Source organism: Microbacterium sp. 77mftsu3.1 (assembly GCF_900100525.1).
In the GTDB taxonomy this organism is placed as follows: Bacteria; Actinomycetota; Actinomycetes; order Actinomycetales; family Microbacteriaceae; genus Microbacterium; species Microbacterium aquilitoris.
In genome coordinates this window covers 304,814-318,359 of the sequence record NZ_FNCR01000004.1, presented here as the reverse complement: position 1 = coordinate 318,359, position 13,546 = coordinate 304,814, and the positions used below count along the sequence as shown (strand labels likewise).

The 13,546-nt window shown below is 69.2% G+C and carries 12 protein-coding genes; 3 read left to right on the top strand and 9 right to left on the bottom strand.

Features of this window, described 5'->3' with window-relative positions; genetic code table 11:
* Positions 1-20: 20 nt before the first annotated feature.
* The 6 genes from dxs to dut all read right to left on the bottom strand — a co-directional run bounded on the left by dxs (position 21) and on the right by dut (position 7,561).
* Positions 21-1,988, bottom strand: coding sequence for a 1-deoxy-D-xylulose-5-phosphate synthase (dxs, locus tag BLR68_RS12335; RefSeq protein ID WP_018186693.1), 1,968 nt, complete (start codon positions 1,986-1,988; stop codon positions 21-23).
* Between the two features lie 73 nt (positions 1,989-2,061).
* Positions 2,062-4,926, bottom strand: a complete 2,865-nt coding sequence (locus tag BLR68_RS12330; protein ID WP_018186692.1) for an aconitate hydratase — start codon at positions 4,924-4,926, stop codon at positions 2,062-2,064.
* Positions 4,927-5,075: 149 nt separating this feature from the next.
* Positions 5,076-5,720, bottom strand: coding sequence for an LON peptidase substrate-binding domain-containing protein (locus BLR68_RS12325; RefSeq protein ID WP_018186691.1), 645 nt, complete (start codon positions 5,718-5,720; stop codon positions 5,076-5,078).
* Between the two features lie 28 nt (positions 5,721-5,748).
* Entirely contained in the window at positions 5,749-6,528 is a 780-nt protein-coding gene (locus BLR68_RS12320; protein WP_018186690.1) for a DUF3159 domain-containing protein, read from the bottom strand.
* A gap of 2 nt (positions 6,529-6,530) precedes the next feature.
* On the bottom strand, positions 6,531-7,115 hold the full coding sequence (locus BLR68_RS12315) for a DUF3710 domain-containing protein (protein WP_018186689.1): 585 nt from the start codon (positions 7,113-7,115) through the stop codon (positions 6,531-6,533).
* The gene (dut, locus tag BLR68_RS12310) at positions 7,112-7,561 is read right to left on the bottom strand and encodes a dUTP diphosphatase (RefSeq protein WP_026302850.1); all 450 of its coding nucleotides are present in this window, start codon (positions 7,559-7,561) and stop codon (positions 7,112-7,114) included. Before dut ends, BLR68_RS12315 begins: the two co-directional genes overlap by 4 nt.
* A 12-nt stretch (positions 7,562-7,573) precedes the next feature.
* On the opposite strand from dut, the gene BLR68_RS12305 reads away from it, so the two are divergent.
* Positions 7,574-8,044: a DUF3093 domain-containing protein gene (locus BLR68_RS12305; protein ID WP_018186687.1), complete on the top strand. Its 471-nt coding sequence runs from the start codon at positions 7,574-7,576 to the stop codon at positions 8,042-8,044.
* Positions 8,045-8,080: 36 nt separating this feature from the next.
* Here the strand turns inward: BLR68_RS12305 and BLR68_RS12300 are convergent, their stop codons facing one another.
* The gene (locus tag BLR68_RS12300) at positions 8,081-8,374 is read right to left on the bottom strand and encodes a DUF4193 domain-containing protein (protein ID WP_018186686.1); all 294 of its coding nucleotides are present in this window, start codon (positions 8,372-8,374) and stop codon (positions 8,081-8,083) included.
* A 219-nt stretch (positions 8,375-8,593) separates the two neighbouring features.
* On the opposite strand from BLR68_RS12300, the gene sepH reads away from it, so the two are divergent.
* Entirely contained in the window at positions 8,594-9,616 is a 1,023-nt protein-coding gene (gene sepH, locus BLR68_RS12295) for a septation protein SepH (RefSeq protein ID WP_018186685.1), read from the top strand.
* 2 nt (positions 9,617-9,618) lie between these two features.
* Here the strand turns inward: sepH and BLR68_RS12290 are convergent, their stop codons facing one another.
* Complete coding sequence (locus tag BLR68_RS12290; protein ID WP_018186684.1) at positions 9,619-10,731, bottom strand: alkaline phosphatase family protein; 1,113 nt, start codon at positions 10,729-10,731, stop codon at positions 9,619-9,621.
* Between the two features lie 94 nt (positions 10,732-10,825).
* Here BLR68_RS12290 and BLR68_RS12285 point away from each other — a divergent pair, with 94 nt between their 5' ends.
* The gene (locus BLR68_RS12285; protein WP_018186683.1) at positions 10,826-13,279 is read left to right on the top strand and encodes a DNA gyrase/topoisomerase IV subunit A; all 2,454 of its coding nucleotides are present in this window, start codon (positions 10,826-10,828) and stop codon (positions 13,277-13,279) included.
* A gap of 7 nt (positions 13,280-13,286) precedes the next feature.
* Here the strand turns inward: BLR68_RS12285 and BLR68_RS12280 are convergent, their stop codons facing one another.
* Positions 13,287-13,535 carry a DUF4287 domain-containing protein gene (locus tag BLR68_RS12280; protein ID WP_018186682.1) on the bottom strand — a complete coding sequence of 83 codons (249 nt, stop codon included), beginning with the start codon at positions 13,533-13,535 and terminating at the stop codon, positions 13,287-13,289.
* Positions 13,536-13,546 lie beyond the last annotated feature (11 nt).

The following is a 13,546-nucleotide window of genomic DNA, read 5'->3' as shown; positions in this document are numbered from 1 at the left end:
CTCTCCATGCTGTCACGCGGTCAGTCGGAAGCCGCGTCGGTCGGGCCGCGGAGTTCGACCTCCTGCGAGCTCCACACGGCGTCGTCGCTCGACTGGCGGGCGACGGGTACGCGCGTGCCGAGCACCTGCGACACGACGTCCTGCGCGATCTTCGAGGCCGTCAGGCCTGCATCGGCGAGGATCTGCTCGCGGGTCGCGTGGTCGATGAACTCGTCCGGAAGGCCGAGCTCGTCGACGGCCGTCGAGACGCCCGCCTCGCGCAGCACTTGACGCACGCGCGTCCCGACACCGCCGACGCGGATGCCGTCCTCGATCGTGATCACCAGGCGATGGGATGCCGCGAGCTCGACGACGGCAGGGCGGATGGGAACAGCCCAGCGAGGGTCGATGACCGTCGAACCGATGCCCTGGGCGCGGAGCCGCTCGGCGACCTCGACGGCCATGTGCGCCATCGGGCCGATGCCGACGATGAGGACGTCCTCGGCGCCGCTGCGGTACAGCACGTCCGTGCCGTCCGCCAGACGCTCGATCGCATCGAGGGCATCCGGCACGGACCCCTTCGGAAAACGCACCACGGTGGGCGCGTCCTCGACGGTGACCGCCTCGTCGAAGAGTTCGCGAAGCCGCTCCGCGTCGCGGGGCGCGGCGATCCGGATGCCGGGCACGAGCTGCAGCATGGCGAGGTCCCAGATGCCGTGGTGGCTCGGACCGTCGGGCCCGGTCACGCCCGACCGGTCGAGGACGAAGGTGACGCCCGCCTTGTGCAGCGCGACATCCATCATGACTTGGTCGAACGCCCGGTTCATGAACGTCGCATAGATCGCCACGACCGGGTGGACACCGCCGAACGCGAGCCCTGCGGCCGAGGCGACCGCGTGCTGCTCGGCGATGCCGACGTCGTAGACGCGCTTCGGGAACCTCTGTGCGAACTCCTGCAGGCCGGTCGGTCGCAGCATCGCGGCGGTCATCGCGATGATGTCGTCGCGCCGCTCCCCGGCCGCCACGAGCGCCTCGGAGAAGACGTCGGTCCAGGCCACGGCATCCGATGACCCGATCGGCTCCCCCGTGATGGGATCGATCTTCCCGACGGCGTGGAACTGGTCGGCCTCGTCGCGTCGCGCCGGCTCGAACCCGCGCCCCTTGTCGGTGATGGCGTGCACGATGACGGGAGCGCCGTACTGCTTCGCGAGACGGAGCGTCTCCTCCATGGCATCGAGGTCGTGCCCGTCGACGGGACCGAGGTACTTGATGTCGAGGTTGGAGTACAGCGCCACGTTGTTGGTGAAGCGCGACAGGAAGCCGTGCGTTCCGCCGCGGACGCCGCGGTAGACCGCGCGGCCGATGGGTCCCAGCAGCCGGGAGACATGGGCGGAGCTCTGACGCAGGGTCTTGTAGCTGTCGGCCGTGCGAACGCGGTTGAGGTAGCGGGCCATGCCCCCGATGGTCGGCGCGTACGAGCGGCCGTTGTCGTTGACGACGATGACGAGGTTGCGATCGTTGTCGTCGGAGATGTTGTTGAGTGCCTCCCACGTCATGCCGCCCGTGAGCGAGCCGTCACCCACGACGGCGACGACGTGACGATCCTTGCGCCCGGTCACGGTCAGGGCGCGCGAGACGCCGTCCGCCCAGCTCAACGAGCTCGACGCGTGCGAGGACTCGACGACATCGTGCGGGCTCTCGGAGCGCTGCGGGTAGCCGGCGAGACCGCCGCGCGAGCGCAGCTTCGAGAAGTCCTGACGACCGGTGAGCAGCTTGTGGACGTAGGACTGGTGTCCGGTGTCGAAGATGATCGGGTCGTTCGGGGAGTCGAAGACGCGGTGCAGTGCGATCGTCAACTCGACGACACCGAGGTTCGGGCCGAGGTGGCCACCGGTGCGCGAGACGTTCTCGACGAGGAAGGTCCGGATCTCATCGGCGAGGATGTGAAGCTCCTCGCTCGAGAACCGATCGAGGTCACGCGGACCGGAAATTCCCTCGAGAAGACTCATGACAGGAGTCTACGTGCCCGCATGCGAGAGGACCCCGACTCCACGCGGAGCCGGGGTCCTCTTGACACGCGGGTCAGACCAGCGAACGCAGCACGTACTGCAGGATGCCGCCGTTGCGGTAGTAGTCAGCCTCACCGGGGGTGTCGATGCGGACGACCGCGTCGAACTCGACCGTCTGCTTGCCCTCCGGCGAGAACTCGCTCGGCTCGGCGACGACCTTCACGGTCTTGGGCGTGACGCCCTCGTTCAGCTGCTCGAGGCCCGTGATCGAGACGATCTCGGTGCCGTCGAGGCCGAGCGAGCTCCAGCTCTCCCCGGCGGGGAACTGCAGCGGGACGACGCCCATGCCGATGAGGTTCGAGCGGTGGATGCGCTCGAAGCTCTCGGTGATGACCGCCTTGACGCCCAGCAGGCTCGTGCCCTTGGCCGCCCAGTCACGCGACGAACCGGAGCCGTACTCCTTGCCGCCGAAGACGACGAGCGGGGTGCCCTGCGCCTGGTAGTTCTGGCTCGCGTCGTAAATGTACGACTGCGGTCCGCCGGGCTGGGTGAAGTCGCGGGTGAAACCGCCCTCGACGACCTTGCCGTCGTTGACCGCGGCGACGATCTCGTTCTTCAGGCGGATGTTCGCGAACGTGCCGCGGATCATGACCTCGTGGTTTCCGCGACGCGAGCCGTAGGAGTTGAAGTCCTTCTGTGCCACACCGTGCTCGGTGAGGTACTGAGCCGCCGGGGTGCCGGCCTTGATGTTGCCGGCCGGGCTGATGTGGTCGGTCGTGACCGAGTCGCCCAGGGTCGCCATGACGCGCGCACCGGAGATGTCGGTGACGGGTGCCGGCGTGCTCTCCATGCCGTCGAAGTACGGTGCCTTGCGGACGTACGTCGAATCCTCGTCCCATTCGAAGATGGGGCCGGTGGGCGTGGGCAGGTTCTGCCAGCGCTCGTCGCCGTCGAAGACGGTCGAGTACTGCTTGATGAACTGCTCGCGCGAGATGGAGTGGTCGATGACCTCCTGGACCTCGTCGGGCGAGGGCCAGATGTCCTTCAGGAACACGTCGTTGCCGTCCGCGTCCTTGCCGAGCGCATCGGTCTCGAAATCGAAGTTCATCGACCCGGCGAGAGCGTAGGCGACGACCAGCGGCGGCGAGGCCAGGTAGTTCATCTTCACATCGGGGCTGATGCGGCCCTCGAAGTTGCGGTTGCCCGACAGGACGGCGGTGACGGCGAGGTCGTTCTCGTTGATCGCCGCCGACACCTCCTCGATGAGCGGACCCGAGTTGCCGATGCAGATCGTGCAGCCGTAGCCGACGGTGTAGAAGTCGAGGCCCTCGAGCGCCTTGTCGAGACCGGACTTCTCGTAGTAGTCGGTGACGACCTTCGAGCCGGGTCCGAGCGTCGTCTTGACCCACGGCTTGCGCTTCAGGCCCTTGTCGACGGCCTTCTTGGCGAGCAGGCCCGCCGCGATCATGACCGACGGGTTCGACGTGTTGGTGCACGAGGTGATGGCCGCGAGGGTGACCGCACCGTTGTCGAGGAGGTAGGACTGCCCGTCGGGAGTCGTGACCTTGACCGGCTTGGATGCCGCGTGGCGGGCACCGCTCGAGATCATCGAGGGGACGTGCTCGTGCTCGTGCTGGTGCGAGACGCCCTCGGCCGAGACGGTCTCGTGCTCGACGCCCGGAGCGGAACCCGGGTCGGACGCGGGGAAGGTGCCTTCGATCTCGACGGAGTCCTCAGCGGCGGCATCCGCGTAGTTGAGGATGTCCTTCTCGAACTGGTTCTTCGCCTCGGAGAGGAGGATGCGGTCCTGCGGACGCTTCGGGCCGGCGATGGAGGGGACGACCGTCGACAGGTCGAGCTCCATGAACTCGCTGAAGCTGAGCTCGCGGGAGGCGTCGTGCCACAGCGACTGAGCCTTGGCGTACGCCTCGACGAGGGCGACGGTCTGCTCGTCGCGTCCCGTGAGGCGCAGGTAGTCGAGGGTCACGTCGTCGACCGGGAACATCGCGGCGGTCGAACCGAACTCGGGGCTCATGTTGCCGATGGTGGCGCGGTTGGCCAGCGGCACCTGGGCGACACCTTCGCCGTAGAACTCGACGAACTTGCCGACCACGCCGTGCTTGCGGAGCATGTCGGTGATCGTGAGGACGACGTCCGTCGCGGTCACGCCGGCGGGGATCTCACCGGTGAGCTTGAAGCCGACGACGCGTGGGATGAGCATGGAGACCGGCTGGCCGAGCATGGCGGCCTCGGCCTCGATGCCGCCGACGCCCCAGCCGAGCACGCCCAGGCCGTTGACCATCGTGGTGTGCGAGTCGGTGCCGACGCAGGTGTCGGGGTAGGCGCGCAGGACGCCGTCGACCGGACGGTCGTAGATGACCTTGGCGAGGTGCTCGATGTTCACCTGGTGGACGATGCCGGTCCCCGGGGGGACGACCTTGAAGTCGTCGAAGGCGGTCTGACCCCAGCGCAGGAACTGGTAGCGCTCACCGTTGCGCTCGTACTCGATCTCGACGTTGCGCTCGAGGGCGTTCTCGGATCCGAAGAGGTCGGCGATGACCGAGTGATCGATGACCATCTCGGCCGGCGACAGCGGGTTGATCTTGCTCGGATCGCCGCCGAGGGCGGTGACGGCCTCGCGCATGGTGGCGAGGTCGACGATGCAGGGGACACCGGTGAAGTCCTGCATGACCACGCGCGCCGGCGTGAACTGGATCTCGGTGTTGGGCTCGGCATCGGGGTTCCAGTTACCGAGGGCCTCGATCTGCTCCTTGGTGACGTTCGCGCCGTCCTCGGTGCGAAGCAGGTTCTCGAGGAGGATCTTGAGGCTGTATGGAAGCTTCTCGAAACCGGGAACGGTGTCGATGCGGAAGATCTCGTAGTCGGTGTCGCCGACTGTGAGTGTGCTCTTGGCACCGAAGCTGTCAACTGTGGACACGTGTGCTCTCCTTCGTCGGCGGGCGCGGCGTGAGCCGGCCCTCCCATCTTCGCCCTGCCTGGTCCCGGTGACTAGTGAGGTCCGCCTTACTCAGGCGGGCGAAATTTATCTTGATATCAAGATACTCTACGCGGGCGGATGCCGCTGCCTCAGGCGCCGCTCTCCTCGTCCGGATCGACCTCGTCCGCAGCGCGCGCGACGAGCACCGGCTCCTCGTCGAGACACAGCCTGACCAGCAACGTGAGGAGATCGCGCAGGCTCGTGGCGCCGAGCAGACGGAACTGGTCGTACTCGCCGAGGGGTGCGATCGCGGCGAGCTGCCAGCTCGACTCGACGGGGTCGTCCGACACCTCCGTATCGGGATCCCACCGCGCTTCCCCGAGCACCGAAGCGAGCGTGGCGACACGGCGGACCACCCGCTCCGCTTCGCGCCGCAGCGGTGCCAGCTCCTCGTCCCAGGCCAGCGGCTCCAGGGGCGTCACGTCGGCGATCGGATGCGGGTCGTCGAGACCCCAGCGGTCTACCGTGATGCGATCTCCGCCGACGGCGATCACGAAGAGGTCGGCGCTTCCCGCTTCGACCTGGACGATCCTGGCCATCGTGCCGAGGGAGGAGCGTTCCTCTCCCCCGCCGGCTTCTCGTCCGCGCTCGATCAGGACGACGCCGAACTCCGGGTCCTCGTGCTCGAGCAGTCTCCCGAGCATCGTCAGGTAGCGCGGTTCGAAGATCCGAAGGACGAGCGGCGCGTGCGGGAACAGCACACTTCCGAGCGGGAACATCGGGACGGCGTCCATACGGCCAGTCAACCAGCCGTCGGACCGGTCAGGGGCGTTCTGCTGCGACTTCCTCGGTCGACGCGGCGCGCGGCGGATAGAGCGCACGGACGGCGAGCCAGGTCACCGCGACCATCGGCGCGAACAGCGGCAGGCCCATGATGAGCTTCAGAGTGCCGAGTGCCGCCGTCTGGTCCGTGAGGTACAGCGGCAGCTGCACTGCGAGGCGCGCGAAGAACAGCGCGGCCCACGCGATCGTCAGCCAGAAGAACACCCGGCGCTTGCGGCGGTCTGCCCGCCACGCGGTGCCCTCGTTCATGAGGAACCCCGCAGCGACGCCGATGAGCGACCACCCGATCAGCGCCGAGACGAGAAGCCCTGTCCCGTACGCCGCGTTCGTGATCAGCCCGGGGACGAAATTATCGACGCCCCGACCCGTGAACAGCGCGAGCGCTGCGGCGGCGCCCGTCGCGACCAGGCCGCCGAAGGCCGCCGCAACGGGAGACCGCTGAACCAGGCGGATGATCGTGAAGACGGCCGCCAACCCCACCGATGCCACGAGTGAGAGCACGAGGTCCTGACCGGTGACCGTGTAGAGGACGACGAACACGAGCCCCGGGAGGACGGACTCGCCGATCCCCCGCCATCCGCCCATCGCCCGCCACACGACGTGTCCGGTCGTGGCGTCGTCGGTCGGATCGAGTCCGGCACGTTTCGCGGCGCCTCCGAGGGCCTGACCGATGAGGTCGGATGCCGTCGGTTCGCCCGCTGACGGCGGGACGAGGTCCGGTCGATCGGCCGACGGCTCGCCGGGTCGGTCCTGGGCCATGCTCACGCGCTGCCGGGCGTCGCGGGCATCTTGAGAGGGATGAGGTCCCGCGGAGGCATCGGCGTCGTCCCGCGCACCACGACGATCGATCGGAAGAGGTCTTCGACCTGCTCGGCAGCCGTGATATCACCGGCGGCGGCTCCGCCGATCACACCGCGCAGAAACCACCGGGGGCCGTCGACGCCCACGAACCGTGCGAGCCGCTTACCGGCCGCGCCGTCCGCGCCGGCGACGGGGACCTCGGCGAGCAGCTCGGGTCCCAGAGGACCTTCGCGCTCCTCGACGCGTCCGCCCTGCTGACGGACCTGCTGACGGATCTGCTCTCGCGTCTCCTCCCACAGGCCGCTCGAGCGCGGTGCGGCGAACGGCTGCACCTGGAGGGTGGAGCCGGCGTAGTCCAAGCCCACTGCGACGATGCGCTTCGTCTGCTCCTCGACCTCGAGCCGGAGGTTCAGCCCCTCCCGGGGCAGGACCTTCACGCCGCCGAGATCGATGTAGGGGCGGACGGGATTGGCTTCCGCCTCGTCGAAGGGGCCGTTGGCGGCACGATCGCTCGGTGCCGACTTGGGGGCGAGCTCGTCGCTCATGCGGTTGTTCCTGTCGTGTAGCCGGTGGATCCGAATCCCCCGTCACCGCGCACACTGTCGGGAAGCGCGTCGACGGGGAGGAAAGTCGCCCGCGAGACGGGCATCACGATGAGTTGGGCGATCCGATCGCCGGGTGCGATGTCGAACGCCTCGGCGGCATCCGTGTTCAGCAGCGTCACCTTGATCTCACCCCGGTATCCGGCGTCGACCGTGCCCGGGGAGTTGACGACGGTGATGCCGTGTTTGGCGGCCAGACCGCTGCGGGGGACGACGAAGGCGACGTAGCCGTCGGGAAGCGCGATGCGCACTCCGGTGCCGATGAGGGCGCGCTGGCCGGGAGCCAGCCGCACCTGCTCGGTCGAGACGAGGTCGGCGCCTGCATCCCCGGGGTGCGCGTAGACGGGCACATGAGCCGAGATAATGGGAACGTCCACGGTATCCATCACCCCCCGAGGCTAATGCACAACACCGACCGCACCGTCCCCGCTTCCTACCGCGAGCGGTTGAGCCCGTCCCTGTGGCTCCTGGTGAGCGCAGCGGTGTGCGCCCCGATGGCAGCCGTGGTGTTCTCGCCGATCGACACGACGCTCGCCCTCGTCATCGGGCTGGCCGTCGGAGTCGTCCTCGTCTCGGCGCTCATCCTCGCCGCGCCCGTGATCGCCGTCCGTGACGGGGTCCTGTACGTGGGGCGCGCCCACATCGCGGTGTCCGATCTGGGCGAAGCCGAGTTCCTCACCGGGGACGACGCCCGCACGGCGCGAGGCGGCGGCCTGCGCGGGGACGATTGGCACGTCCTCCGCGGCGGTATCGACGGCGTCGTCCGCGTTCCCGTCTCAGACGACGACGACCCCGCGGCACGCTGGGTGTTCTCGTCGCGCACACCCGATCGGGTGGCGGCGATCATCACCCGCGCGCAGCGGGGTCGCTAGGTCTCCGCGGCTGACGCCGAGGAAGGTCGGCGCTGCTTACGCGGCGCACTCGGTGCAGATGGCACCGATCGAGGTCTGGTGGTCGATCTGGGTCCGGTGCTTCACGAGGAAGCACTCGACGCAGGTGAATTCATCCTCCTGAGGAGGGAGGACGACGACGTCGAGGTCGACGTCGGAGAGGTCTGCGCCGGGGAGCTCGAACCCGCTCGGGTTGTCAGAGTCCTCGACGTCGACCGAGCCGGACATCTTGTCCGGGACGCGTTCCTTGAGAGCCTCGATCGACTCGCTGTCGTCTTCGGTCTTGCGGGGGGCGTCGTAATCCGTGGCCATTCGAGAACGTCTCAACTTTCGGGGTGGTGCTGTGGGGTGCGGCCCGTTCGGGCGGCCATAGTTTGCATCACCTCACGGTGAATCGCAAATGAGCCGCCGGGCCGTAGCTGCCTTTCGGGGGTGCCACACCGCAAACTCGCGGCGCGCCCCGGATATTCCCGCCGCCGGGCCTGCTCCGTGACAGCATGAACGCACACGCTGGATCTGGAGGACGTCCGCATGGAACAGCTCAAAGTGATCGGCACCGAGGACGGTCGCCTCATGCTCGCGACCGACGCCGGCGACCGCTTCTCGCTCGCCGTCGACGAGGCGCTGCGCACCCACCTGCGCCGCCTGCAGCGGGACGCCGAGCCCCGCACCACCCGCCCGAACCCCCGCGACATCCAGGCTCACATCCGTGCCGGCATGACGGCCGAGGATGTGGCTCAGCTGCTCGGTGTGCGCGTCGAAGACGTTCAACGCTTCGAAGGACCGGTCTTGGCCGAACGCGAGCACATCGTGGGTCAGGCGCTGGCCGTGACCGTGCTGATCGGGGGCGAGCTCGACCCCGGGGCGCAGCCGACCTTCGGCAATGCCGTCCGCGCGAAGCTCACCGAAGCCGGCGCCACGGGCGAGCGCTGGACGAGCTGGAAGGACCAGAACGGCTGGACCGTGAAGCTCGAGTTCACCGTCGGGGAAGTCGAGCACGACGCCCGCTGGTCGTTCGATCCGCGCCGATCGTCCCTCGCGCCGCAGAACTCCGACGCGACCCAGCTGTCGCGTCAGGGCTCGTTGCCCGAAGGTCTCATCCCCCGCTTGCGTGCTCTCGACTCCGCGCCGCAGAAGGATGCCTCCCGCTTCGACAGTGGTGCATTCGGTCCTCGTGCACTCTCCGAACCTGACGCCGACCTCGAATCCCCCGAGCCGCGTCCCTCCTCGTCCGCCGCTGTGCAGCAGGCCGCCATCAAGCGTGCGCCCGACGCACCCGTGACGTCTGCGGAGACGGCAGACCTCCTCGAAGCGCTGCGCCGCCGCCGCGGCCAGCGCGAGCCGATGCCGGGTGAGCACGGGGAGGAGCGCACCTCCACCCCCGTCGCCCTCTTCGACGCACCCGAGCCCGACGACGAGCCGGCGCCCGCCGAGCCGGAGAGTTCCCAGCCCGAAGCCACGGAGCCGGCCGCCGAGCAGACGCGTCGGCGGGGTCGCACGTCGATGCCCTCGTGGGACGAGATCGTCTTCGGCGCACGCACCGAGGACGGCTGACCTCAGCCGAAGGCCCCAAGCCGCACGAGCGGGACGACCCGCTCCTGATCGGTGAGCGAGCCGTGCTGCCCGATCATGTTCTGCGGCTTCTTGTCGGCCTCCCGGTCGTCGTAGTACGCGACGGCGGACCGGGCGGCGACGAGGACATCGCCGATCCGCGGCAGGACCTCGGGATCGGGCGAGGCGCCGAACAGTCCGGCGCCGACCGCCTCGTCGCGTGACATCACCCAGGCGCGGGGGGACTCGGCATCCCGCCACCGCTCCAGGACCTCGTCCGCGCGTCCGTCCTCCGTGTAGAGGTGGAGCATGCGCGGCTCGCCCGCGACGATGGTCACGTTCTCGACGAGCGGGTCGCCGTCACGCAGGAGGACCTGGCGATGGCGGGGGACGTCGACGATGCCGTGATCGGCGGTCAGGACCGCCGCGGCGTGGGAGCCGATGGCGGCATCCAGATCGCGGGCCGCACCGTCCACTCGCTCGAGAGCCGCGGCCCACTCGTCGCTCTCCCATCCGCGGGCGTGGGCGATGGTGTCCAATTCCGGGACGTACGCGTAGACGAGGGCTCCGGGATGCCGGAGCGCCAGGTCCGCGGCACGTTCCACACGCTCGGCGATCGAGGCCGCACCCACGAACTCGGCCCCCCGCTGCAGGGCGGCGGTGAACCCGGTCCCGGCGTAGCGCGGCTGCGAGACGACGAAGCACGGCCGCCCCGCCTCTGCCTCGCGCTGGAGCAGCGGGACCGAGCGCTGCCAGGTCAACGGGTCGAGTCCGTCCGTCTCCCAGCCCTTGAGCTGGTTGGGCGCGAGATCCGTGCCGGGGATGCGCGCGCGGTAGCCGACCAATCCATGCGTGCCGGGTGTCTCCCCCGTGAGCAGGCTCGCGAGCGCGACCGCCGTGGTCGAGGGGAAGACGGTGCGGGCGGCATCCTTCTTGGTCATCCGCCCGGTGAGGAAGCGCGCGTATCCGGCGCGGGCGGTCAGGTTCGCACGGCCGAGACCGTCGACCAGCAGCACGATCGCCGACCGGGCGGGCGGGAACCACTCGCCCCGCCCCTCGAGAGAGGCCAGGATCTGCGGCACGACACCGGTGAGGCTCCGGGCTGACGGCGGGTCCACGGGTAGGCTGAGAGACACCCGGGTCAGTCTTCCACACGGTGCTCCGCTGCCGTTTCTGGCCCCTCGCAGCATCTCCCGAAGACCGATCGAGGCCATGGCATCGCGCACTCCCCCTCCCCCGCCCGCTGTTGAACGCATCGAGGACGTCGACCTCGCTGACGAGATGCAGGGCTCATTCCTGGAGTACGCCTACTCGGTCATCTACTCGCGCGCCCTTCCGGATGCCCGCGACGGCCTGAAGCCGGTGCAGCGCCGCATCCTCTTCCAGATGTCCGAGATGGGCCTGCGCCCGGACCGCGGCCACGTGAAGAGTGCGCGTGTCGTCGGTGACGTGATGGGCAAGCTCCACCCCCACGGCGACTCCGCGATCTACGACGCGCTCGTCCGCCTCGCGCAGGACTTCGCCCTCCGCGTGCCCCTGGTGGACGGGCACGGCAACTTCGGTTCGCTCGACGACGGGCCGGCTGCCGCGCGATACACCGAAGCCCGACTCGCGGCATCCGCTCTGGCTCTCACGGAGAACCTCGACGAGGACGTCGTGGACTTCATCCCGAACTACGACGGCCAGTTCCAGCAGCCGGAGGTGCTCTCCGCCGCGTTCCCGAACCTGCTCGTCAACGGTGCGACCGGTATCGCCGTCGGCATGGCGACGAACATGGCGCCGCACAACCTCATCGAGGTCGTGTCGGCCGCCATCCACCTGCTCGAGAACCCCGGGGCGACCCTCGAGGAGCTCATGGAGTTCGTGCCGGGACCGGATCTCCCCGGCGGCGGCGTCATCGTGGGCCTCGACGGCATCAAGGAGGCCTACCAGACCGGCCGCGGCACGTTCCGCACCCGCGCGAAGACGTCGATCGAATCGCTCGGCCCGCGCCGCACCGGCATCGTCGTCACAGAGCTCCCCTACATGGTGGGGCCGGAGCGCGTCATGGAGAAGATCCGCGACGCCGTCTCGTCGAAGAAGCTCACCGGCATCTCGGACCTCACCGACCTCACCGACCGCAACAACGGCCTGCGGCTCGTCATCGGGATCAAGACCGGCTTCGACCCGAACGCGGTCCTCGAACAGCTCTACCGGCTCACGCCGCTCGAGGACTCCTTCGGCATCAACAACGTCGCCCTCGTCGGCGGACAGCCGCAGACGCTCGGCCTCAAAGAGCTGTTGCGCGTGTACCTGGATCACCGCATCCAGGTCGTCACCCGCCGCAGCCGTTACCGGCTCGCGCGCAAGCAGGAGCGCCTGCACCTCGTCGAGGGCCTCCTCATCGCGATCCTCGACATCGACGAGGTCATCCAGGTCATCCGCACGTCAGATGACAGCGAGCAGGCCCGTACGCGCCTCATGGACGTGTTCGACCTGTCTCAGCTGCAGGCCGAGTACATCCTCGAGCTGCGGCTGCGCCGACTCACGAAGTTCTCGCGCGTCGAACTCGAGGCCGAGCAGAACACGCTGAAGGCCGACATCGCCGCCCTCGAGGAGCTCCTCGGCAGCGAGGTGCTCTTGCGGCGCCAGGTCGCGACCGAATTGGATGCCGCATCCGACGCCTTCGGCACGCCCCGCCGGACGCTCCTCATGAACGGTGGTCCCGTCGCTCCCCGCGGCCGCGCCGCAGCGCCGGCGGACCTTCAGATCGCCGACGCCCCGTGCCGCGTCTATCTCTCGGCGACCGGACGCATGGTGCGCGCAGAGCTCGTCGCCGACGCGCCCGGCGGGGGCGTGGTCACACCCGCTCGCCGGTCGAAGCACGACGCGATCCGCTCCTGGGTGAACGGCACGACGCGCGGCGACCTCGGCGCGGTCACGACCCGGGGTCGACTGGTCCGCTTCACGCCCGTCGACCTGCCGTCCGTGCCGGCGAACTCGGTGCAGCTCGCCGCGGGAACCCGCGCGGACCAGTACCTGGGACTCGCCCCGACCGAGCACGTCGTCGCGATCGTCCCGCTGACGGATGCCGCCCCGATCGCGCTCGGTACGGCGCAGGGCGTCGTCAAGCGCGTCGCGGCGACCGAGCTGCCGCCGGGAAAGCCGGACGTCGAGATCATCTCGCTCAAGCCGGGCGACACCGTCGTCGGTGCTGCCCTCGCCGACGACGCGAGTGAGCTCGTCTTCGTCTCGAGCGACGCGCAGCTCCTGCGGTTCGAGGCCTCGGCGGTCCGCCCTCAGGGTCGGTCGGCCGGCGGGATGGCCGGCATCCGGCTCTCGGACGGCGCCCGCGTCATCGCCTTCACCGCCGTGACCGCAACGGACGAGACCATCGTGGCGACGGTCGCGGGAGCGAGTGCCGCCTTGCCGGGGACCGATCCGGGGTCGGCGAAGGTCTCGCTGTTCTCCGAGTTCCCCGCCAAGGGTCGGGCGACCGGCGGCGTCCGCGCGCAGCGTTTCCTCCGGTGGGAGGACGCGTTGCTCGTCGCGTGGGTCGGCGACCAACCGCGCGCCGTCGGCATCGACGGCGCGGTCCGATCGCTGCCCGAGACGGGCGCGAAGCGGGATGCCTCCGGCCAGGCGCTCGACGCCGCGGTCGGCGCCATCGGCACGACGGTGGCCTGAGCAGGGTTCAGCCTGCGAGCTTCGCCTTCACGTAGGCGACGATCGCGTTCGCGTGTCCGTGCCCGAGCCCGTGCTCGTCCTTGAGGACAGCCACGGTCTCCATGTGCGTCCGGGTGTCCAGGCTGTCGGCGGCGACGTCGAGCCAGTGCTGCACCGGTTGACCGTAGGTCTTCTCGATGCTCGGGAAGTACGAGGCGGGACCCTTGGGCTTCTCCCCCTGGGCGATGACGGGCGCGACGACGCGGTGGGCTTCCATACCCGTCACGC